The sequence below is a fragment of the Synechococcus sp. 65AY6A5 genome, from assembly GCF_002760415.1.
Lineage (GTDB): Bacteria > Cyanobacteriota > Cyanobacteriia > Thermostichales > Thermostichaceae > Thermostichus.
Window position 1 is genome coordinate 2,272,302 of record NZ_AXUW01000001.1, and the last position, 20,813, is coordinate 2,293,114.

Here is a 20,813-nt window from a genome sequence, read left to right on the forward strand (position 1 = left end):
TTGGTGGTTACCGTTTTAATGGCGGTCAGCAGGGCCAGAATGCCTACAGAAGTATCGGCTGCGTAGCCGCTCAAATCGGAGAGGTTAACAGGAGCCAACAGCCGCGCCTGCTCTTGAATCCGCCGCAGCGGGTGATCCGAAACATAAAAGCCCAACAGCTCCCGTTCTAGCCTTAACTTTTCTTGCGGTGGAAAATCTTCAGTTGCAGGCCCCCGCGGAGCTTCAATAAATCCCTGGTCGTTGCCCAACAAATCAAACAGGCTGGCTTGGCCAATGGCTTTGGACTTAGCCTGCTCCGCTGCCCAATTGAGGATGGGATCCAGATCCGCCATTAGCTGTTTGCGGTTGCCGGAAATACCATCAAAAGCGCCCGCACAGATCAACGACTCGATGGCGCGGCGGTTGACCACGCGCAGATCCACCCGCTGGCAAAAATCGGCCAAAGAGGTGAAGGGGCCTCCGGCCTGGCGGGCAGCCAGAATGTTTTGAATCGCCCCCTCGCCCACATTCTTCACTGCTCCTAGACCAAACAAAATGCTGGATCCCTGAGGGGTAAAGTCCAGGCCAGAACGGTTGATATCCGGCGGCTCAATTTGGATCCCGATCGACAGGCAATAGGTGATGTAGCGCTGGACCTTGTCTTGATCCCCTCCCACAGAAGAAAGCAGCGCCGCCATGTATTCTGTTGGATAATTGGCCTTGAGATAGGCTGTCTGGAAAGTAATCAGTCCATAGGCCGTAGAGTGGGATTTGTTGAAGCAATACTCGGCAAAAGCAACCATTTGGTCAAATAGCTCCGTAGCCACTTCCTTGGCCACACCTCGCTCTACTGCCCCTCGGACGAATTGCTCCCGGTGTTTCTCCATCTCGGAAACTTTCTTTTTTCCCATCGCCCGCCGCAATAGATCAGCCTGGCCCAGGGTATAGCCGGCCATGTCCTGGGCAATGCGCATGATCTGTTCTTGGTAGAGAATGGCGCCATAGGTATCTTGAAGGATTGGCTTGAGGAGATCGTGGGCGTAGGTTACCGGCTTGCGGCCATGCTTGCGATCGATAAAGTCCGGGATCATGCCCGTATCCAATGGCCCTGGCCGGTAAAGAGCTAAGACCGAGGAAATATCTTCCAAGTTGGAAGGCTTGAGCTCTCGCACCACCTGCTTCATGCCGGAAGACTCCAGTTGGAAGATCCCTTCCAGCTCTCCTTTTTCCAAAAGTTGGTAAGTTTTCTCGTCGTCCAATGGCAGGTTATCCAGGTCGATAGTGACCCCTCTGTGCTCTCGAATCAGCTCCACGGCCCGCTGGATCATCGTCAGGTTGCGCAGCCCCAAAAAGTCCATCTTCAACAGGCCCAGAGACTCGATATCTTCCATCGAGTACTGAGTAATAATTTGGCCTTCGTTGTTGTATTGCAAGGGCACGATCTCATCTAGAGGATCTTTGGAGATGACCACGCCGGCAGCGTGAACCCCAAAGGTTTTGTTGGTGCCTTCCAACAGGCGGGCCAGCTCGATCCAGCGGTGAGTGGTTGGGTCTTTCTCGTATTTTTCTTTGAACTCTGGAGCCGGCGTGTTCTCGCCGATCATCTCCTCCAATTTTGCCGGTTTGCCCCGCGAGACCGGGATCAGCTTTGCCATTTTGTCGGCTTCGGCATAGGGAATATCCAGCACCCGACCGACATCTTTGAGAATGGCCTTAGAAGTCATGCGGTTGAAGGTGATGATCTGGGCCACTCGCTCCTGGCCGTATTTGCGGGTTACATAGTCGATCAGCTCTCCCCGCCGCTCGATACAGAAATCGGTATCGATATCCGGCATCGATTGCCGTTCTGGGTTGAGAAAGCGCTCGAAGAGCAACCCATATTTGACGGGATCGATGTTGGTAATCTGCAAAGCATAGGCCACCAGGGATCCGGCTGCCGAACCGCGGCCCGGGCCCACCGGGATCCCGTGTTCGCGAGCATAGCGAACGTAGTCCCAGACCACCAGGAAATAGCTGGAGAAGCCCTTTTGTTGGATGATATTCAGCTCAAAGCGCAGGCGCTCCTGATAGTTTTCCGGAATCTGATCTGGATAGGCGACGCCGCAGCGTTTCGCCAGGCCCTGCCAGGCCAATTCGGTGAGATAGCTATCGGCAGAATGGCCCGGCGGAACCGGATAGTCGGGCATGCGCGTTTCCCCAAATAGGTCATAGCCCTCGATCTTTTCCAGCACCTTGAGAGTGTTGGCAATGGCTTCGTCGATCACCTCCTGCTCCAGGTGATCGCGGCAGAGGCGGCGCATCTCGTCCGGGCTTTTCAAGTACTCTGTGCCGCTGTAGCGAAGGCGGTTTTTTTCGGTGAGGGATTTGCCTGTTTGGATGCAGAGCAAAGCATCATGAGCCTCCACATCCCAACAGGAGATGAAGTGGCTATCGTTGGTGAGGATGATCGGGATCCCTAATTCGCGAGCAATGCGCACCAATTGCACATTGACAAAGCGGTCTTCTCGATAGCCGTGATCCTGAATCTCGATGTAGTAATCATCTCCAAACTGTTCCTGATACCAGGCGGCAACTTGGCGGGCAATTTCTGGCCGCCCCTGCAAAATGGCCTGGGGCACCTCCCCGGCCAGGCAGCCGCTGGTAACGATCAACCCCTCTTTGTATTGCGCCAAATACTCTTTGTTGATACAGGGCCGAGCGAAGATCCCCTTGCCTTGAACGCCTTGGAGATGGGAAATGGTGGTCAGCTTGACCAAGTTTTTGTAGCCCTGGGTATTTTTGGCCAAAACCACTTGGTGATACTTGGGGTACTTGCGGCTTTTGTCTCGAATATCGCCGTTGATAACATACATCTCATTGCCGATGATCGGCTTGATCCCTTTGCTTTTACACAGTTTCACCAGCTCGATGGCCCCGTACATAACGCCGTGATCCGTCAGGGCCAGCCCTGGGAAACCCATAGCCACTGCTTGCTCAATCAAAAGCGGCAGTCGGCTAGCCCCGTCTAGAAGGCTGTACTCGCTGTGCAAGTGCAAGGGAACAAAGGCCATGGCAACGGTAGGGATAAGGGATCCCTTCAACCTTAACCCAGCGCTCTCCTTTTCCAGTTGCCGGCAGAGGCCGCTACAGTGAAGTCAAGCCCACCTTTTCGCCCTTCGCCTGATATGGAGCCTCCTATTCGCCTCACCCAGTACTCCCACGGCGGCGGCTGCGGCTGTAAAATCGCCCCGGCGCTGCTGCAGCAGATTCTCAAAGAGCTGCCCCTTTTCTGGTCGGATCCGGCGCTGCTGGTGGGATCCGAGACCAGCGACGATGCCGCCGTCTACCAACTCAACGACGAGCAGGCCCTGATCCTGACCACCGACTTTTTCATGCCCATTGTGGACGATCCGGTGGATTTTGGCCGCATCGCCGCCGCCAACGCCCTTTCCGATGTTTACGCGATGGGGGGCACGCCCATTCTCGCCCTGGCCATTTTGGGCATGCCGGTCGACAGGTTGCCCCTGTCGGCCATTCGGGAGATCATGGCCGGGGGAATCAAGGTCTGTCAGGAAGCCGGGATCCCTTTGGCCGGGGGGCACTCCATCGATTCGCCCGAGCCCATCTTCGGCCTGGTGGCGGCAGGGCTGGCCCACCCGCAGCACATCCGCCGCAACGCCACCGCCCGGCCCGGCGACGATCTCATCCTCACCAAGCCGCTGGGGATCGGGGTGATGACCACCGCCCTGAAAAAGGGCCAGCTCAGCGCGGCAGGCTACGCGGAAGTTTTGCAGGTGATGACTCAGCTCAACCGCATCGGCCCGCAACTGGCGCAGCGAGCCCAGGTTCGCGCCCTAACCGATGTAACGGGGTTTGGCCTTTTGGGACATCTGCTGGAAGTCTGCCGGGGCTCGGGGGTGAGCGCCGAGCTGGATTTGGCTGCCATTCCGTTTTTGACCGAAGCGCTCTCCTTAGCTGAAGCTGGGATCTTCCCCGGCGCAGCCCGGCGCAACTGGCAGGGCTATGAGGGAGTAGAGGCCAACTCTCTGCCGGAGTGGCAGCAGTTGCTCTTGTCGGATCCGCAAACCAGCGGCGGCTTGCTGGTGGCGGTGGATCCCGCCTACACCGCAGAGCTTTTGCAAGAGCTCCACAGCGCCGGCTACTCTTACGCCCGTCGCATTGGCCGCTGCCAGGCCGGCGAAGGGATCGCCATCCGGGTTGTCGGCGAGATGCCGGTAGCTTGAGTGAAGCCTATATTCGGCCCTCTCCTGCCAATATGAAGATTCGGTCAAGCAGAGCTGCGAAAGTTGAAGATCTCATGTAAGGGTAAGGGGAGCTGAGATATCTTAAAGGGGTATGAACGAGCCCTCTCCCAACAGCCATAGCCTGGTTCAGTGGGTTGAGCCAGGTCAACTGATTCGCAGCCTCAGCAGTGGCCAATTGCTGATGGTGGATCCACAGCGGCCCAACGCCCTGATCATCTGCAAGACGTTTCATGCCGAGTTTGCCGGGCCGGGGGCTGCGGTCGGGGGGCCCTTGGATGTGGATTCGAGCGGCGTGCTCCCCATTGGGGATGTGGCTCTGTTGCATCCCCAGGGCTATCAAGAGCGGCAAAATGCCTATGCCAAGCGGCTGCACTGGATGCGCTGGCTGCAGCAGATCACCGATAATCCTCTGCCGGCCCAGCGGGCGCGGGTGCTGCTTTTTAGTTTGGAGGAATTTTTCTCTGCCGATTTGGTCAGCCAGTTGCCGGATGACATTTTGGCGCGGCTGGTCGGGGTGCTGCCGCAGACAATCGCCGCAGCTCGGATGGAAATGATGCCCCTCTACAGCCCCAGCTATTCCCTGGCCGGCTGAGCCGTCTTGGGGAAGAAGGGAGAGGGGAGCCTGAGTTGGGGCTGTTCGGGATCGGAGTAAGAGACCTAGACTACAGAAATCAGGCCTTCTGGCTCTCTAGATTTGATTGGAAAATAAGCGCAGTATCGCTACCCTGAAAGCTCGCCCAACCGGGATCCTGGCCTCATGCAGTGGTGGAAACGGCTTCGCCAAAATCGCTGGGCTCAAGCAGGAGCCTACATCCTCCTCGTTTTCTATACTTGCGCCATTTTTGCCGAGTTTGTCGCCCCCTACAGCCCGCTGGAATCGCAGCCGGGGGGATCCCTTCTGCCCCCCACCGCCATTCACTTTTGGGACGAGTCGGGGGCTTGGCTGGGACCCCACGTTTATCCAACTCGCCAGGGGCCGGTGGATCTGGAAACGGGCGAACGTCCGCTTTTGGTGGATACCAGCCGTCCCGCCGGGATCCGCCTGTTTGTGGCCGGCACCCCTTACCGTTGGTTGGGTTTGATCCCCTGGGATCGACACCTATTCGGCACTGTCCCTCTGCGGACGGAGGAAGGGCTGCCCGTAGCGCGGCTACACCTGCTGGGCACGGACGATCAAGGTCGCGACTACTTCAGCCGTCTGGTCTACGGTGGGCGCGTCAGCCTGTTCGTTGGCCTGGTGGGCATCGGCATCTCTTTTCCCATCGGTCTGCTGGTGGGGGCCATATCCGGCTACTTCGGCGGCTGGGTGGATACGCTGCTGATGCGGCTGACTGAGGTGTTGATGTCGATCCCGACGCTGTATTTGCTGGTGTCGTTGGCGGCGGTGTTGCAGGTGAACCCGCTGACCGGTGTGCCCTTCAGCAATGCCGAGCGCTTTTTGGTGATTGTGGCCATCCTCTCTTTGGTGGGTTGGGCGGGCTTGGCCAGGGTGATTCGGGGGCAGGTGCTGTCCTTGCGGGAGCGAGACTTTGTGCAGGCGGCGCGGGTGGCCGGGGCCGGATCCCTGTATCTGCTGGTGCGCCATATCCTGCCCCAGACCACCACCTACGTGGTGATCTCGGCAACCTTGGCGGTGCCCGGCTATATCGTGGCAGAGTCGGTGCTGAGCTTGATCGGCCTGGGGATCCAACAGCCGGATGCCTCGTGGGGGAACATGCTGTCGCTGGCCACCAACGCTTCGGTAATCATTCTGCAGCCCTGGCTGGTGCTGGCCCCCACCCTGATGGTGGTGCTCACCTCCCTGTCTTTTAACTTGCTGGGAGATGGCCTGCGAGATGCCCTCGACCCGCGGGATCCTGATCCTCGCTGAGGAGAAGTTGCTTCCTGGTTTGCCGGCTGTAGAGGCAATGGGGCGGCCTGCCGTTCACCGTTTCCCGTCGGGATAGAGCCGGTTGAGCCCCTTGCGAGCCTTGGCATGGACGTCCAGGGTGGTATCCATCTTCAGGATCTGGCGGTAGACTTGCTCGGCCCGGGCGATTTCCCCCTCCTGCTCCAACTTCTCGGCCAGCTTGAGCAAACTTTGGGCCGAGGGATCCGCCAAAGAGCCCTGCTCCTGCAGTTGCCGCAGCTCTTCCAGGCGCTCTTGCACCATCGGTCGCAACAGCCAGGAATCGTCCAGATCCAACACTTCTCGGTAGTAGCGCTGGGCCTCTTTGAAGTTCTTTTGCTCGTCGTAGGCTTCCGCCAGTTGTAAAGCCAGCTCCGCCGTGGGCCGATCCTTAAACTGGCGATGCAGTTGGTTCAGCCGCCGCAGGAAGGGGGATCCCTGCTGCGGGTTTTTCAAATCCGGCGCGTGTTGAACCGGCAAATAGTTACTCCTCTCCGCCGATTGTTGAGGGGAAGGGGCAGGCTCCGCGGCCTGAGGTCGAAGGGGCGTTTGCCGGCTGATGCTTTTGGGGTCAATGGGGGTGGGCTTGTAAACCCAAATTGGCTGATCCGGAGGAGATGCGGGTGGGGTTGGGCGTGGGATCGGCTGCGGCAAGGGAATGGTCTTGCGATCCGGCGGTTCAGGAGATGGCTGCTTCAGCTCCTCAAGGGTGCCGGGAGGTTTGGGGGCCTGAAATTGAATCGCTTTGGGAGTCTCCCTGCGCTCTTGGGCCAATTCTCGGTACAGAGCGGCCAATTGCAGGTACCCCGCTTCTTCATAGGCGGTGGCCAGCCAACGGGCATTCTCTGGGCTGGGATCCGCACGATAAGCCCGCCGGAGCAACTGCAAAGCAGTGCCGTAGTTGCGCTCTCGAATGGCTGCCCGTCCCAAACTCGCTGAGCTGACCCCGATGGTATCGCTGGCCATAGTCCCCCATCTGTCTTGGCGCCGACAATAGAGCTAAGAGTCAAGGCTGAGCTGCTGATAATTCATGTTTTCCAAGCCAGCCACGTGGGTTGACGCTTGCTTAATATAACTGGATTCCTTGGCCATAGCATACCCTCACCAGCCGGGATGTTATCTGCTCGGACAGCTCCCTCTTGTTGAGATCTCTCGCTTTATATCAATTCAATGTCGATATTGAGGGTGGGATTGGATTGAGATCTGGATGCCAAGTTAACTTTCGGGCTAACTTGTAGTCAGAGCTTCAGCAGCAACAGGTTCTGACGCCAACATGATCCAAGACTTTCGAGAGCGGTACCCTATGGGCAGTTTGCTCACCGATCTGTTGCGGGTGGAAGAAGGGATCTACATCGTCAAAGCCCAGGTGGTGGTCAACAACACGGTTCTGGGCAGTGGTATTGCCGGCTCCAACACAGTAGAAGAAGCAGAAGATGCTGCGCTGAAGCGCGCTTTAAACCACGCAGGATTCGGTCATTCCACAACTTCCCTGAGCTTGGGGGTGGATTCTGCTGCCGCCAGGATGCCCTACCTGCCCACTCCTGACTTGGCCAATGGGCGCACCCACTCTTCTGCTGCCCCTCAAGCTCCTGAGTCGATAGGGATCCCGGCGAAGCCGACTTCCCCAGAGTTGCCCAATCTGAGCGAGCCAGGGGCCTATGGAGATGATTTATCCGACATCATTGCTCAAACAGATGTCGAGATGCAGCGTATTGGCTGGGGCCGCAAGGAAGGACAAGAGTTCTTGGAGCGTCGCTTCCAAAAAAAGTCGCGCCACCAACTAAATGAGGCCGAACTGCGGGAGTTCTTGCGCTATTTAAAACAGCAGCCGTCCCGCCTCAACAGCGAGCCCCGTTTTTGACTTTTCCAGACTCCCTCGCTCCCGGCCCCTCTCCCAGAGGGAGTCCCCCCTCACCCCCAGCCCCTCTCCCAGAGGGAGAGGGGAGTTAGACTTGACCTTGGAAAAATCCCTTGCCCAAAGACAGGAGACTGCATCAAACCGCCAGTCTCTCTGGTGTCTCGTTGTGTTCTGGAATAGCCACGGCTAGGGCGCACCCACGATCACAGTGGTGTCTTGCATTGTCTTCACGACGGTCTCGCCTCCTTCCGAGAGCACAACCCGTCGCTCCGGCACCGACACTCCGGCCACCCTGGCAGTTTGGTAGTTTTGCCCGGCCTGCACCACAGAAGGAATGACGCCTGGGCCGGAAACCAAAGCAAAGGATTCGCCACCAATCTGGATCATCCCAGAAACCTGCACGCTGCGGGCAAAGGCCGCCGGGTCACGAGTGGGGGTCGGGAGCGGCGTGGTCACTGCTACGGGCACTTCGCCACCATTGCCGGGCGGCGGCAGCTCCGGCGGCGGAGGTAGAGGTGGCAGGTTAAGGGTTGGCTCAGGGGCACGCACGTTTTGGGGCACAAAGGGATCCGCCCGTCCCGCCCCACTCAAGGCCCGCTGGGTTTCCTGCTCCCGATCCACCGGTGGGATCAGGCTGGAGGCGGCTTGAGTGGTTTGCAAGAGGGAGGGCACAAGCGGGGGCGGAGGTTGGTCGGGGGCAGTCTGGCCAAAACCTGGAGGCAGGCTCGCCGTTTGTTGCCGGGCAAGAGCCTGCATCTGGCTGGCTCCGCGGGCCAGAGTAGCGTTCATATCCTGTTCCCAACGGCCTGAGGCGTTGAGCCGCATAACTACAGGGCTGCTGCCGCCGCGCGACTCCACCCAGATCTCGGCTTCTGTGTCGCTCAGCCGACGGGAGCGGAGGATGCGGGATCCCGGGGGCAAGAGGGGCTGCAGCGCCAGCTCCGCTTCGGGAACCGCTTGTTCGTTGGCCAACGCAGAAGACAAACGAGGGGACAAGCAGACCAGGCCCCCTGCCGACAACAAGAGGATCCCAAGTGAGAACAGTTGGCGAGCAGGTAGAGATTTCAGCATAGAGACCACCGGGAGAGAGCCTCGCATCACCAAAATAGCCAAAATCTTGGGGATGGGGCTCAATCGAGCTGCTTTTTTCGACAACAATGCTAGGATTTCCAATCAAAGCCTCAGCCCCTGTCAATAGAGATCCCGACCGGCGTAGGCAAAGCCGGCCCCTATCTGAGCGCAGCCCAATTTGCCATAATGAAGAGAGACTGTAAAAATTTGTTAACGCCATGACTGTCTCTGCTTTGGATCCTGTCAACCCCGCTCGTCTGGAGGAGATTGCCGAGCGGCTGCGCAGCCCGCGCCCTGCGGATCGCATGGTGGCCTTGGCGCAATTGCGGGATGTGCCAGCAGAGCAGGCGGTGCCGCTGATTTTGCAGGTCATCGACGACGAAAACCTGCAGGTGCGCTCTTTTGCCGTGTTTGCCTTGGGGATCAAGCAGACGGACGCCTGTTTGCCCAAGCTGCTGGAGATTCTCACCCAAGACCCGGACTACGGCATTCGCGCCGATGCGGCAGGCGCCCTGGGCTACTTGGAAGATCCGCGGGCTTTTGAGGCGCTGGTGCGTGCTTTTTATGAAGATGTGGAGTGGCTGGTGCGCTTCAGCGCCGCCGTGGCCCTGGGCAACCTGAAGGATCCCCGAGCCTACGACGTATTGCTGCGGGCGTTGGAGGGGCCGGAAGAGCTGCTGCAGCAGGCGGCCATTGCTGCTCTGGGAGAACTGGGGGATCTGCGGGCGTTGGATCACATCCTGCGGTTTGCCCAGTCGGAAGATTGGCTGGTGCGGCAGCGGCTGGCCCAGGCCTTGGGAAATCTGCCTTCGCCCAAGAGCGTTTCCGCCCTCAACTATCTGGCCAAAGATCCCCACGATAGCGTTGCCGCGGCGGCTTTGGATTCGCTGCGGCGGCTGCGCCAAAGGGGCTTCCCGGAACCGGGATCCCGGCCAGCCGATTCAGAAGCAAGCTAAGCTGAAGATCTGGGTTCGGCCTGATGTAGGGACGGGGTTCTCGGAGGGCTCCGTCGAGGATTTGCCGGCCTTTGGTTTTCCTGATCCTCTGCTCTGCGATGGCTACCAGCCCCTATCCTCTCGTTGCTCCAGAAATAGCCGGCTCCCCCTCTCGGCCTCGCATTGTGGCGGCTCTCTCTGGGGGGGTAGACAGCTCCACGGTGGCGGCCATTCTCCACGAACAGGGCTATGCCGTGGAGGGGGTGACTCTCTGGCTGATGCGGGGGAAAGGCCAGTGCTGCACCGACGGCCTGGTGGACGCCGCCGCCATCTGTGAGCAATTGGGGATCCCCCACCATATTGTGGATAGCCGCGAGCTGTTCCAAGCCAACATTGTCGATTACCTGGTGGCCGGCTATGCGGACGGGATCACACCGCTGCCCTGCTCGCAATGCAACAAGCTGGTGAAGTTTGGTCCCTTGCTAACCTATGCCCGCGAGACCCTGGGCATCTCTCAGATTGCCACCGGCCACTACGCGCGGGTACGTTTCAACAGCGAGCTGGGGCGATATCAACTGCTGCGGGCGGTGGATCGGCAGAAGGATCAGTCTTATTTTCTCTACGACCTCAGCCAAGAGCACCTGGCCCACAGCCTCTTCCCCTTGGGCAACTACACCAAGGCCCAAACCCGCCAGATTGCCGCGCGCTACGGCTTGGTTACGGCAAATAAGCCCGAAAGCCAGGATCTGTGCTTGATCGAGACCTACGGCTCGATGCGCAACTTTTTGGATCAGCACCTGGGTCAAAGGCCGGGGGAAATTGTCGATACCCAGGGGCGCGTGCTGGGATCCCATCAGGGCATTCACCACTACACTGTTGGCCAGCGCAAGGGGCTGGGCATTGCCTCTTCCCGCCCGCTCTATGTAGTGCGCATCGATGCGGCCATGAACCGCGTGGTGGTGGGGGAACGGGAAGAAGCCACCCAAGCCGAGGCCTGGGTGCGGCAGGTGAACTGGGTCTCGACCCCTGCGCCGGACGAGCCCTTAGCGGTAGAAGTGCAGGTGCGCTACCGTACCCCCGCCGTGCCGGCCACCTTGATCCCGGAATCGCCGGAGCGGGTCAAGCTACGGTTTGCCGAGCCGCAGTTTGGGGTCACTCCTGGCCAAGCTGCCGTCTGGTACCACGGGGATCTCCTGCTGGGGGGAGGGATCCTGGAGCGCCCTTCTCCCTAGGCCAACTGCAACTTCCCTCTCGCCAGGGGGGAAGGATTGGGGGTGAGGGCAAGCCAAACTACGCTGCTTGCGCTTGCAGCTGCTGCAGGGATCGGAACAGGAGCACCGTGTAGACATTGAAGATAGGCGTGACTGCCGTGAAAGCGGCAAACCCGACCACAACTGCTAAGAGAGCTACCACAGGCGCCCAAACCAGAAGCGCAAGTCCTATGATGTCGGTATTACCCCCAGTTACAACTGCAGCTAGGGTAGCTCCCAAGATCGCCACAACAAAAGGCAAAAGCAGGATTGAGATGCCGAAGATCAAAACCACGACCAGGAATGCCCAAAACACCCCCCACCAACGGCCCCTGACCAGGTTCCAACTGTAGCCCAACCCTTCTGTGGCACCCTTGTCCTCCAGGGCAATTGCGCAGAGGGTGAAAGCTAGCCTTACCCGGCAATAGATGCCGGGAAACACAAACAGCTGCATCCCTAGTGAGGAAATCAGATTCACCAGGAGGCTGCCGAATATCAGAGGCACTGCCTTAGAGAAAGCCTGATCCAAGCTATTGCCCAGCAAGGGAGTTCGCTGCTTCAAGTGCTGATCCACCAGCCAAAAGGCTGCTCCTGTCAAGATGGGCGCGCCGACTAGGACATAGGCCAGGAGGAGCAAGGAGAGGATCATCCCGAGGGAAGGTGAGGTCAGACCTACAACGAAGAACGCGATATGGCTAGAAGAGGTCAGGATCAGCAGCGGCCAGTAGATGGGACCTACCAACTCAAACGACCGCCGCAAGAGCAGAATCGGGCTAAGGGTGGCGCTTTGCATGGCAGAGGGATCCTCGTGGGCAGCCCAGTCCACCCCCTTCATACCACGGGATCTCACCTAGGACATCTTGGGTTGAGCCGAAATCCCAAAAAGGGATCCCTTCTCATCTCAAAGCTAGGCACGGGGAGCACCCTTTTTGCTATCCCCAATGGGGGCAAAAGCGGAAACTAGGAGGCTGCTTGCCCCTTCAATCGTTGCAGGGATCGGAACAGGAGAACCACATAGACCCAGAAGATGGGCACAACGGCTGTGGCAGCAGCAGCCGCAACCATTCTCACCCCAAAGTCGCCAACATCAGCCACAACTATGACAAATCCAACTATCAATACACCCGCAAAACCAAGAATCAAGCCCAGGACCAGAAGGGCCCAAAACACGCCCCACCAACGACCTTTGACGAGATTCCAACTGTAGCGCAGCCCTCCTGTAGTTCCTTGATTTTCTAGAGCAATGGCACAAGGTGTGAGGGCCAGCTTAACCCCTACATAAATGCCTGGAATGATCAGAAAGATGGAGGCAAGGCAAGAGAGGAGTGCTGCTAAGAGGGTGCCCAGAACTAGAGGCACTGCCTTCGAGACCGCTCGGTTGAGGCTGTTGCCCAGCAGGGGCGCTTGCCGCTTCAGGTGCTGATCCACCAGCCACAAGGCTGCTCCGCCTAGGATCGGTGCAACAACAATGCCATAGGCCCGTTGGAGGATCCCCCCGAGAAGTGGGGTCAGCTCCGTGACGATGGCCAGGATAAAGCCTGGAGAGGCCAGGATCAGCAGCGGCCAGTAGATGGGACCTACCAACTCAAACGACCGCTGCAGGAGCGGGATTGGGCTAAGGGTGGCGTTTTGCATGGCGGAGGGATCCTCGTGGGCAACCAAGTCCACCCCCTTCATACCACGGGATCCCGGCTTTGGTTCCGGGAGTAGAGTTAAGAAAGTCTACAAGGCCGATTTTTGGAGAATCCACGCCGCTGCCTGTTCGCCGCTGCGGAGAGCCCCCTCGAGGCTGCTCTGGTGGGTGTATTCCCCGGCCCAAAGGAGGCCCGGCAGGCCGCTAAAGGTGAGAACCAAATGCTGCTGAAAGCCGGGCGGCTGCACAAACTGGGCAAAAGGGATCCGATACACCCGCAGCAGGCGCCATTGTTCCAAGGGGGCTTTGGGAAAATAGGTCTGCAGCTCGGCCCGGCAGGCTTGGGCCAGCTCTTCATCGCCCAGAGGGGGATTTCCCAGCACCGTCACCGAATAGAGGTGCTGGCCAGCAGGAGCCAGCGCCGGGCTGAGGTGGGTGAGCTGCACCCAGTGGTTGATCCAGCCTTGGCCGCCGGCGTTGAGGTACAGATAAGGGCCGCGAGTTAGGGAAAAGGGGGCGCAGAAGTAAAGGCAGGTCACCGCTCGTCCCTGGGTGGGGATGGGTACAGCGGCGTGGGGGCAGAGCTCCGCTTGCCAGGCCCGCGCTTGAGGAGCATCGGTGGCGCAGACCACCCACTCGGCAGGGATCTCCTCGCCGTCGGCGGTGCGGATCCCGCGCACTTTTCCCTCTTGGACCAGGATGCGCTCCACCGGGGTTTGGTAGCGGATCTGCTCTGGGGCAAGGTGGCCGGCCAGTTGGCGGGCCAGTTCTCCCATACCCAAGGCCGGGGTGACGATGGCTCCCTCGGCCATCATCTTGAAATAGAAGGCCAAGAGGCGGGCGCTGCTGGCCAGCTCCGGATCCAAAAGAATGCCGCGGAAAAAGGGGTAGAAAAAGTGCTGGCAGATCTTGGCGGAGAACCCGTACCTTTCCAGAAACTCCCGCAGCGAGCAATCGGATCCCCCCAGTCCTTCTTGGAAAACCTGCTCCGGGGTGCGCCGCGCCAGCTCTGCCCGCAACTGCAGCACCTTGAGCTTGTCGCCAAAGCTGGCCAAGGGGTTGAGCAGGGAAGGAAAGATACTGGACAGATCCCGCAGGGGATCTCCCAACAGCCAGCAGCGACCGGGTTGGGCCAACATGGCTCCCGGACGGTAGGGGCGGGGATCGAGCTGGCTCAGATCCAGATGCCGCCGCACCTGGGGATAGGCCGTAAACAGCACCTGAAAGCCGCGATCCAAACGAAAGTCTTCCACCGCGTCGGTGCGCACCCGCCCGCCGGGGCTGTCGCTTTTCTCTAGGACCAGAACATCCCTTTGGCCCGCTTGGGCCAGCACCTTGGCGCAGGTCAAGCCGGCCAGCCCCGCCCCGATAATGACTACTCTGCCCATGCTCTGCCGGGATCCCTCCTCCGTCGAGTATTCTACCTGGCTTGATTCCTCAAGGCTGAGTCCCCTTCTCCGCTTCAGAGGCGGGATGTTCTGGCCCCCAGATGCGAATGGCGCCATCGGCGCCGCCGCTGAGAAGGGTCTGACCATCGGGGCCGAACAGCAGAGCGCTCACCATCCAGGTCTGGCCGCCCAGAGTGCGCAACTCTTTGCCGCTGCGCAGATCCCAGAGTTTGATCTGCTGGGCGCGGTGATCGGTGCTGCTGGCCAGCAAGCGACCATCGGGGCTGAGGGCAAGGGTGGCCAAGCCGGATAAGGGCTGGGGCAGGGTGCGCTCCCGGGATCCCGTGCCCACGTTCCAGATCCAGATGCCGGAAGCGCTGGCGGCGAGCAAGTGGCGGCCATCGGGGCTGAGGAGCACCTGCTCGATGGGGTAGTCGGCTTCGAGGGTTTTCAGCAACGCTCCACTCCTGGGATCCCAGAGATAGACGGCGGGATTCCCATTGGCAGCCACCAGGATCCAGGGCGAGCTCCCTTCTTCCGCCAACCCAGAGGGAGCAAAGGCCACTGCCGTAATGCCTGCCCCTTGGGTAACCGGGTAGGCGGCGCTGTCGATGGTGCGCACCAACTGGCCGTCCTCGGCTTGCCAAAGGCGGATGGTGCGGTCGGCGCTGCCGCTGGCGATCCAACGGCCATCGGGGCTGATGGCGACGCTGTTGATCAAGTCGGTGTGTCCTTGCAATTGCAGCCGTGGCACCCCCTCCCCCGACCGCAGGGCGGGATCCCCTAGAGCAGCCAGATCCCAGACCCGCACCGTCTTGTCTGCCCCTCCACTCACCAAAAAGGTGCCATCCGGGCTGATGGCCAGCGTCTCAATCGAGCCTTCGTGGCCTGTCCAGCTCTGCAGTAGTTGGCCGGCCTGGGGATCCCAAAAGCGGATGACGCCGTCATCCCCCCCGGCAACCAGGAGATTTCCATCCGGGCTGATGGCCAGGGCGGTGATGGCGGCGGGACCTTCCAGCTTGGCCTTGAGCCGTAAGGACTTGGCCCAATCTGCCAAGTCGAGGGCAGGGCTTCCAGTCTTGGAGGGATTGGGCGGCTGCTCTGTGAAGCTGAAGCTGTTGGGCCCAGCGGATCCCAAATTTGCCATTGTTCCCGCGGGCGGGACAGAGTCCCTAGGCACAACTGCCTTCTCTCCCCACCGGCTAAGGTTGGCCGCCAGTTGCCAGGCAGCAACTCCGAACAAAACCAGCAAAGCCGCCAGGCTGCTCCCCGCCCAAAGCGGTGGGATCCAGAAACGCGCCCGCAACGATACGGGAGAGCGCGGCGGCGTAGTCGGCTCCTGCCAGGGATCGACGGCAACAGGGTCGGGCAAGATCTCAGCGCCGGGAGAGACACCTTCTGCCAGAGACAAAGCCTGCAAGGCAGCCAGAGCTGCCGCTGCCGAAGCAAAGCGCTGCCGCGGGTCGCAACCCACCAGGCCATCCAAAAAAGCGGCGAAAGGAGCGCTGGTAGGAGCCAGATCGTGCCAGCGCAGCTCTCCCGTCAACGGATCGCGAAACAGCTTGTGGGTCGGGATCCCTGAGAGGGCTTGCAAGGCGAGGAGGCCCAAGGCATCGAGGTCGCCGCCAGCAGAGGAAGCCTCCAATCCAGAACCGGCAGAGGCCATAGCTTGGCCCAAGCCCAATACCATCCAACGGCCATCGGACTGTCGGCAGAGCAAGCAAGAGGGCCGCAAATTGCCGTGGCTCACCCCCTCACCCTGCAGAAAGGCTAGAGTCTGCAACACATCTTGCAAAAAGGCCCGCACCTCCACCTCTGACCAAAGCTGCCCTTGCTCCGTGGTCTGGCGCAGGGCCTGTTCCAGTGTCTGCCCCTGGATCCACTCTTCCACCCAGTAAAAGCCCCCTTCCTCCTCAAAATAGGCCAGCAGGCGCGGGATAGCGTCATGGGATCCCAGGCGTTCCCGCAGCGCCATTGCCTGTTGAAATCGCTGCCGGGCAGCAGAGGGCTCTTCCCCCTTGGGAGAGCGAGGTTGCCAACGCCTGATCACCACCCAGCTCTGTTCGGGGCAATGGCCATCTTGGGCCAGGTAGGTTTGCCCGCTGGATCCCAGTTCTTCTAGGATCTGATAGCGGCCAGCCAAGGTTTGCCCTACCATAAGGACTCCGGTCGCTCCAGGCAGATGTGGCTCACCCGTGGCCTATCCTCGGCCAGGCTACCAATTTTTGCTTCTGACCCATCATGCCACAGTGAGAAAACAGGGTCTAAGGTAACCCCCTCGGCAAGAGATGAGGTTTCTGGCTACTCGAGGCGGGAGAGATGGAGGTGACCTCCCTTCGGAAGAAGGAGATCTAGATCAGGCGCGAGAACCTAGGACTCAACCCTCCCCCCCAATTGGCGGCCCGCCCAAGGAAAATCCTCTACACTAAATAGAGCGAGTACAGGCAAAACCGCGTCCATCCTATTGTTTGCCGGTCTGTTCTCCAGGCTGGCCTCCCTGGCACCTTATGTCTTCTGTCAACCCGGCCTTGCCCATTCAGTGGATCGATGCGGATTCGGGAGAGGTGGTGGAGGAATGCCCCTGGGAGAGCAGCCCCCATCCGGGTACCTACATCCAACTGGCCGAGCAGCACTACCTAATTTTGGAAAAGCGTCATTCCTACCAATTGCGGCAGGGCAAGTATCACCTCTGCGGCATCCGCGCCCTCATTCGCCCGGTGAGCCCACCTCCCGAAGCAGGCCAGTTTCTGGGGGATCCCTCCTGCCGCTTCAACGCCCGCTCGCCCCTGTTGCGCTGCGCCGTCAACCCCAGCGGGCCCTGCCAGGGGTGTCGCCACTACGAGCCGGCCAAAGGGCGTTAGCTTTCCAGCTCCAGCGCCAGCACCTCGGTCAGGGCGCGGTTGGTGTTTTCCCGGAACTCGGCCACGCTCACCCGTCCCAGCAAGTACACCGCCAGCAGCATCACCGCCGCCTCCACCCCAAAGACGGTGGCATAGGCCAGCACCGAGGAAGTGGGGAAGAGGAGCCGCCCCAAATCCAGCAAGGCGCCGCCAATGAGGGTAGAAAGCGCCTGCGACATCGCCTGGGCCAGGCCCCAAGCCCCAATAAAGGTGCCGGCAGTCTCAGCCGCTGTCAAATCCAACATCAAGCTGATGGCGCCGTTGGTGGTGATCCCGGAAGCTAAGCCGAACAGGATCATACATAGCTGCAGCAGCCGCGGCTCGCCCGTAAACCCTGAGGCAATGGTTAGGCCAAAAGAAAGGGCCACCAGCAAGCAGCCCAGGCGGGTGGTGGTCTGCTTGCCCAACTTGGGCACGATGAAAAATCCGGTCACCACAATTCCCGCCAAAATGCCCAGGCTCCAGAAAGCGTTGAGCTGGGTACTTTGGGATACGGTCATGCCGAACACCTCGCCGCCATAGGGCTCTAGAATCGGCTGCTGGATAAACAGGCCCATGGTCATCAGGGCCAAAAAGCCGAAGAAGATCACGGTTTGGCGGCTGGCGGTGAGCACCTTAATGGCCGTGCCCAGGGTGATCTGGTCTTCCCGACCCACCAAGGTGGAACGGGATCCGTAGCGAGAGTAGCGTTCTTCCACCCCCCAGGTGGCGATCACCCCCAGCAGGATCACCACGGCAGGGATGATGATGAAAAGGCGGTTGATCGTGCTCTGTAAGTTCTCGGCATCCAGGCCGCGCAGCAGCACCGCCGAGCCAATCGCCCCCCCGGCGATGCCCACCATCAGCATCGACCAGACGATCCCCACCAACTGGGAGCGGTTGTGCTCATCGGAAACATCCACCAGCAGCGCCGCAAAGGGCGTGGAGCAGGCGCTCAGACACAGCCCGTAGAGAGCAAACATCAAGGCAGCCAGAGCAATCCAGCCGTAGGTAGCCGGCGACCAGCCGCTGTTGGCAAAGCTCTGCCCCAAGCCCCACACCACCTGCACCGCCAAGAAGATGCACAGGGCAAACAACACCGATCCCAGGCGCACATAGCCGCTGCGGTGCGTCCCCAACAAAGGCTTGGCATCGGAAAGCTGCCCAAACCAGACGCGGGCTGGAGACACCAACTGGTGCATGGCCAGGGATCCCCCCACCACCGTAGCCGGGATGGCCAGCAGCTCCGGGTCGATCATGACCCGGTTGAGCACCCCCAACGTCAGCAGCGACATCATCCCCAAGCCCATCTGAAATAGGCCCAGGCGAAACATAACCAGCAAAGGCAAGGGGGGCGCCGAAGGCTGAGGCTGTGAAGAAAGGGCGGTGGCCGCCGACCCGTTGACCTCAGGATCCCGCTGAATATTGGCCATGACCTGTGATGCTTCATGCAAAAGCCCTACAGCTTTTTATGGTAGCCCAGGCAGCCGGGGATCCCGGAAAAGGTATGGGATTGCCGAAAGCGAAACCGCCGCACCGGCTCTCGGTAACCGAGTTAGGGCCGGAGCATCGTTCCCTGCTAGCCTGTTGCCGCTGGTTTTGGCGGGAGCAAGTCGCAAAATCTTTCCGCGCCGGGGTTTCTCTACTACACTGACAACTGACCTGGTGCCAAGCGAAACGGGCCTTCCTGCCGCTGCGCTCGGCAAGTCAGCATTTGCAGACACAACAAACCCAATCTCGATCCTGTTTGAGACCGAGAAGCTCGTCCATAGCCAGCTTTTGCTCAAGTCGGCGAGGAATTTCTCCGGCAACCCTATGGCTGACCCAGTCCCAGTTCGGCGCTACGACCTGTTTGTGCAAGCCTCGCGGCTGCTGCAGCGTTACCGGCAGTTGACGCCGGAACTGCGTCCAATAGGAGTAGAAGTGGCCCTGGCCATCCAGTACCATCGCGCCCAGGCCGGCTCGGGATCTCTTCTGCCGGCGGTGGGATCCCCTCATGGCCTGCCTCTGCAGCAGGTGGCCCAGCGCATTTGCGACCCGTTTTACAGCAAAGTCCACCCCCTGCTGCCCACCCTGCCGGAGACGGGGGAGCCCTTGGTGTGGCCCCTGTTTAACCAAGGGGAAAACGGCCTTGTCCAACCCCTGGCGCCGAGCAAAGTGGGCGGCAAATTGGCGGAACGGCGCTGGCTTAAGGCTTGCAACAGCCAGGAGGGCATTGGTTGTCATGCTTTGGCCGCCCATCTGTGGCAGGACGAGCGTTTTCTGGCCGAAGACCGGGATCTCTGTCCTTTTCGCCTCTACGACGGGCGCTACCCCTTGAGCGTGGATCAGGGGCGGCAAACCTGTGGCTTCGACGACCACCCCTGTGGCTGGCAGGCGGGACACCCCAAAATGCTGCAGGTGGTGGGCAAGGGCAAACAGGCGGAGATTTTGCTCCCCCACTGGACTGACGCGATGTGGGCCATGCTGATCCCGCCCCATCGCCCCCTGCCCATCTATCCTCTGCTGGTGATGCTCTACTTTGGCCAGGAGACTCTGCAAAAGGGGCGCAGCAGCCTTTCGGTGGAGCAGTTTCGCCTGGATTTTCAGTTCAGCCACTCCCAACTCAAGCTGTTGTTTGACACCCACCCTGAGCACCCTCTCAATCGCCATCTGCTCGCCCTGGCTGCGCAGCCGGAGGTGGAGTGGGGATCCGCCGAGCTCCTGCCTCCTATGCCCCCCCTCTTGCATCACCCTGCTGGGGGCAAGGTGGTTTTGGATCCGGATGAGCCGCCCCAGTTTCGCAGCAGCGGGATCCCTGCCTGTGCCGGGACAGACCCGCTGATGGCAGAGCGCCGCCGTCGCCGTCAGTTGGAGCGCAGCGAACGCCACAACGAGATCTTGCACCACTTTCGCCGCTGGTTCCGCCTGGCTGGGCTGGAGGTGCGGGAAGACCAGCACACGTTTGACTTTCTGGCGGTGGCGGATGGACACCTGCTTTTGGCCGAGGTGAAATTGCTGCACCACAAAGATGCCGCAGAGGCGCTCCAGGAGGTGGTGGGGCAATTATTTTACTACGAGCGCTTTGCCCTCACCCCCTGGATCGAACAGGGCTTCTCCGTTCAGAAAGCCGCCGTTTTCGACGGGCCGCCGCCGGATCCCTACATTCGATTTCTGGAAGACCTGGGCATTGCCACCTACTGGATCAACGAGCAGCAGATGATCGACGGGCCGGAGAGCTCGCTGCGCCTGTTGCGCCAAATGGAGGTGCGGGTGCGGCCGGATCCGGAGTTGGGGGATTAGCCTCTTTTCCGGGCTCTGGCCTAATGGAGAGGGATTCTTAACCACCTCTTTACTCAGGTTCTCCCCTGAGGGTGGTACAGCCTGTTAAGGGCTCAAGGGGTACAATAGCAGCACTTAGCAAACCAACTTCGGAAGGAGGATGGATTGATCAGTAGTAAAGAAGTCTTCACTATCTGCTCCATGCTATATTTCCCAATTCTGCAAAGCTGCCGAATAAAATGCTTCAACACCGACCACATCATCTCAAGGGGATTCAACTCCGGCGCATACACAGGCAGGTATAGGATTCGTGCTCCTGTCCCCCTAATCAATTCCTCAACTTCCCGACTCTTGTGGATATTCAAATTGTCCATAATCACAACCTTCCTCGCATCTAGCTTCGGACATAGCTCGCTTCTCAAAAACT

17 protein-coding genes are annotated in these 20,813 nt (G+C 59.9%); 8 read left to right on the forward strand and 9 right to left on the reverse strand.

Features of this window, described 5'->3' with window-relative positions; all coding sequences use genetic code 11:
* Nucleotides 1-3,029 (reverse strand): DNA polymerase III subunit alpha (locus SYN65AY6A5_RS10700; protein ID WP_240531051.1); only part of this gene is annotated, 3,029 nt, incomplete at its 3' end.
* Between the two features lie 114 nt (nucleotides 3,030-3,143).
* Here SYN65AY6A5_RS10700 and selD point away from each other — a divergent pair.
* The 3 genes from selD to SYN65AY6A5_RS10715 all read left to right on the forward strand — a co-directional run bounded on the left by selD (nucleotide 3,144) and on the right by SYN65AY6A5_RS10715 (nucleotide 6,093).
* A complete protein-coding gene (gene selD, locus SYN65AY6A5_RS10705) occupies nucleotides 3,144-4,202 on the forward strand; it encodes a selenide, water dikinase SelD (protein ID WP_099884395.1) in 1,059 nt (352 codons plus the stop codon).
* Nucleotides 4,203-4,314: 112 nt separating this feature from the next.
* Nucleotides 4,315-4,815, forward strand: coding sequence for a hypothetical protein (locus tag SYN65AY6A5_RS10710; RefSeq protein WP_011428977.1), 501 nt, complete (start codon nucleotides 4,315-4,317; stop codon nucleotides 4,813-4,815).
* Nucleotides 4,816-4,980: 165 nt separating this feature from the next.
* The gene (locus tag SYN65AY6A5_RS10715) at nucleotides 4,981-6,093 is read left to right on the forward strand and encodes an ABC transporter permease (protein ID WP_011428975.1); all 1,113 of its coding nucleotides are present in this window, start codon (nucleotides 4,981-4,983) and stop codon (nucleotides 6,091-6,093) included.
* A gap of 54 nt (nucleotides 6,094-6,147) precedes the next feature.
* Here the strand turns inward: SYN65AY6A5_RS10715 and SYN65AY6A5_RS10720 are convergent, their stop codons facing one another.
* Complete coding sequence (locus tag SYN65AY6A5_RS10720; RefSeq protein WP_099884397.1) at nucleotides 6,148-7,077, reverse strand: hypothetical protein; 930 nt, start codon at nucleotides 7,075-7,077, stop codon at nucleotides 6,148-6,150.
* A 337-nt stretch (nucleotides 7,078-7,414) separates the two neighbouring features.
* Here SYN65AY6A5_RS10720 and SYN65AY6A5_RS10725 point away from each other — a divergent pair, with 337 nt between their 5' ends.
* The gene (locus tag SYN65AY6A5_RS10725; protein WP_011428973.1) at nucleotides 7,415-7,972 is read left to right on the forward strand and encodes a hypothetical protein; all 558 of its coding nucleotides are present in this window, start codon (nucleotides 7,415-7,417) and stop codon (nucleotides 7,970-7,972) included.
* A gap of 183 nt (nucleotides 7,973-8,155) precedes the next feature.
* On the opposite strand, the gene SYN65AY6A5_RS10730 is transcribed toward SYN65AY6A5_RS10725, so the two are convergent.
* Nucleotides 8,156-9,103 carry a hypothetical protein gene (locus SYN65AY6A5_RS10730; RefSeq protein ID WP_228375382.1) on the reverse strand — a complete coding sequence of 316 codons (948 nt, stop codon included), beginning with the start codon at nucleotides 9,101-9,103 and terminating at the stop codon, nucleotides 8,156-8,158.
* A gap of 155 nt (nucleotides 9,104-9,258) precedes the next feature.
* Between SYN65AY6A5_RS10730 and SYN65AY6A5_RS10735 the strand changes: the two genes are divergently transcribed.
* Together SYN65AY6A5_RS10735 and mnmA are read left to right on the forward strand one after the other, a co-directional pair.
* On the forward strand, nucleotides 9,259-9,996 hold the full coding sequence (locus SYN65AY6A5_RS10735; protein ID WP_099884399.1) for a HEAT repeat domain-containing protein: 738 nt from the start codon (nucleotides 9,259-9,261) through the stop codon (nucleotides 9,994-9,996).
* Nucleotides 9,997-10,094: 98 nt separating this feature from the next.
* Nucleotides 10,095-11,207: a tRNA 2-thiouridine(34) synthase MnmA gene (gene mnmA, locus SYN65AY6A5_RS10740; RefSeq protein WP_099813289.1), complete on the forward strand. Its 1,113-nt coding sequence runs from the start codon at nucleotides 10,095-10,097 to the stop codon at nucleotides 11,205-11,207.
* Nucleotides 11,208-11,265: 58 nt separating this feature from the next.
* Here the strand turns inward: mnmA and SYN65AY6A5_RS10745 are convergent, their stop codons facing one another.
* The 4 genes from SYN65AY6A5_RS10745 to SYN65AY6A5_RS10760 all read right to left on the reverse strand — a co-directional run bounded on the left by SYN65AY6A5_RS10745 (nucleotide 11,266) and on the right by SYN65AY6A5_RS10760 (nucleotide 16,404).
* Nucleotides 11,266-12,060: a glycerophosphoryl diester phosphodiesterase membrane domain-containing protein gene (locus tag SYN65AY6A5_RS10745; RefSeq protein ID WP_011428969.1), complete on the reverse strand. Its 795-nt coding sequence runs from the start codon at nucleotides 12,058-12,060 to the stop codon at nucleotides 11,266-11,268.
* Nucleotides 12,061-12,185: 125 nt separating this feature from the next.
* On the reverse strand, nucleotides 12,186-12,902 hold the full coding sequence (locus SYN65AY6A5_RS10750; protein ID WP_240531034.1) for a hypothetical protein: 717 nt from the start codon (nucleotides 12,900-12,902) through the stop codon (nucleotides 12,186-12,188).
* A 45-nt stretch (nucleotides 12,903-12,947) separates the two neighbouring features.
* Complete coding sequence (locus SYN65AY6A5_RS10755) at nucleotides 12,948-14,246, reverse strand: NAD(P)/FAD-dependent oxidoreductase (RefSeq protein WP_099812632.1); 1,299 nt, start codon at nucleotides 14,244-14,246, stop codon at nucleotides 12,948-12,950.
* 49 nt (nucleotides 14,247-14,295) lie between these two features.
* Nucleotides 14,296-16,404, reverse strand: coding sequence for a WD40 repeat domain-containing serine/threonine-protein kinase (locus SYN65AY6A5_RS10760; RefSeq protein ID WP_011428966.1), 2,109 nt, complete (start codon nucleotides 16,402-16,404; stop codon nucleotides 14,296-14,298).
* A gap of 349 nt (nucleotides 16,405-16,753) precedes the next feature.
* Between SYN65AY6A5_RS10760 and SYN65AY6A5_RS10765 the strand changes: the two genes are divergently transcribed.
* Nucleotides 16,754-17,107: a DUF6464 family protein gene (locus SYN65AY6A5_RS10765; RefSeq protein WP_071813485.1), complete on the forward strand. Its 354-nt coding sequence runs from the start codon at nucleotides 16,754-16,756 to the stop codon at nucleotides 17,105-17,107.
* On the opposite strand, the gene SYN65AY6A5_RS10770 is transcribed toward SYN65AY6A5_RS10765, so the two are convergent.
* A complete protein-coding gene (locus SYN65AY6A5_RS10770) occupies nucleotides 17,104-18,558 on the reverse strand; it encodes a BCD family MFS transporter (RefSeq protein ID WP_011428964.1) in 1,455 nt (484 codons plus the stop codon). The genes SYN65AY6A5_RS10765 and SYN65AY6A5_RS10770 overlap by 4 nt on opposite strands.
* 382 nt (nucleotides 18,559-18,940) lie before the next feature.
* Between SYN65AY6A5_RS10770 and SYN65AY6A5_RS10775 the strand changes: the two genes are divergently transcribed.
* Nucleotides 18,941-20,407: a hypothetical protein gene (locus SYN65AY6A5_RS10775; protein WP_099884401.1), complete on the forward strand. Its 1,467-nt coding sequence runs from the start codon at nucleotides 18,941-18,943 to the stop codon at nucleotides 20,405-20,407.
* Nucleotides 20,408-20,499: 92 nt separating this feature from the next.
* On the opposite strand, the gene SYN65AY6A5_RS10780 is transcribed toward SYN65AY6A5_RS10775, so the two are convergent.
* Nucleotides 20,500-20,813, reverse strand: a 314-nt coding sequence (locus SYN65AY6A5_RS10780; RefSeq protein ID WP_206336958.1) for a transposase, incomplete at its 5' end; no start/stop codon positions are given.

Bases quoted from the DNA above. Each gene is read 5' to 3' on its own strand.
- SYN65AY6A5_RS10710 (WP_011428977.1), top strand. From the start codon at position 4,315: ATGAACGAGCCCTCTCCCAACAGCCATAGCCTGGTTCAGTGGGTTGAG.
- SYN65AY6A5_RS10715 (WP_011428975.1), top strand. From the start codon at position 4,981: ATGCAGTGGTGGAAACGGCTTCGCCAAAATCGCTGGGCTCAAGCAGGA.
- SYN65AY6A5_RS10765 (WP_071813485.1), top strand. From the start codon at position 16,754: ATGTCTTCTGTCAACCCGGCCTTGCCCATTCAGTGGATCGATGCGGAT.
- SYN65AY6A5_RS10770 (WP_011428964.1), bottom strand. From the start codon at position 18,558: ATGGCCAATATTCAGCGGGATCCTGAGGTCAACGGGTCGGCGGCCACC.
- SYN65AY6A5_RS10745 (WP_011428969.1), bottom strand. From the start codon at position 12,060: ATGAAGGGGGTGGACTGGGCTGCCCACGAGGATCCCTCTGCCATGCAA.
- SYN65AY6A5_RS10725 (WP_011428973.1), top strand. From the start codon at position 7,415: ATGGGCAGTTTGCTCACCGATCTGTTGCGGGTGGAAGAAGGGATCTAC.
- selD (WP_099884395.1), top strand. From the start codon at position 3,144: ATGGAGCCTCCTATTCGCCTCACCCAGTACTCCCACGGCGGCGGCTGC.
- SYN65AY6A5_RS10720 (WP_099884397.1), bottom strand. From the start codon at position 7,077: ATGGCCAGCGATACCATCGGGGTCAGCTCAGCGAGTTTGGGACGGGCA.
- SYN65AY6A5_RS10735 (WP_099884399.1), top strand. From the start codon at position 9,259: ATGACTGTCTCTGCTTTGGATCCTGTCAACCCCGCTCGTCTGGAGGAG.
- mnmA (WP_099813289.1), top strand. From the start codon at position 10,095: ATGGCTACCAGCCCCTATCCTCTCGTTGCTCCAGAAATAGCCGGCTCC.
- SYN65AY6A5_RS10750 (WP_240531034.1), bottom strand. From the start codon at position 12,902: ATGAAGGGGGTGGACTTGGTTGCCCACGAGGATCCCTCCGCCATGCAA.
- SYN65AY6A5_RS10755 (WP_099812632.1), bottom strand. From the start codon at position 14,246: ATGGGCAGAGTAGTCATTATCGGGGCGGGGCTGGCCGGCTTGACCTGC.
- SYN65AY6A5_RS10775 (WP_099884401.1), top strand. From the start codon at position 18,941: ATGGCTGACCCAGTCCCAGTTCGGCGCTACGACCTGTTTGTGCAAGCC.
- SYN65AY6A5_RS10760 (WP_011428966.1), bottom strand. From the start codon at position 16,404: ATGGTAGGGCAAACCTTGGCTGGCCGCTATCAGATCCTAGAAGAACTG.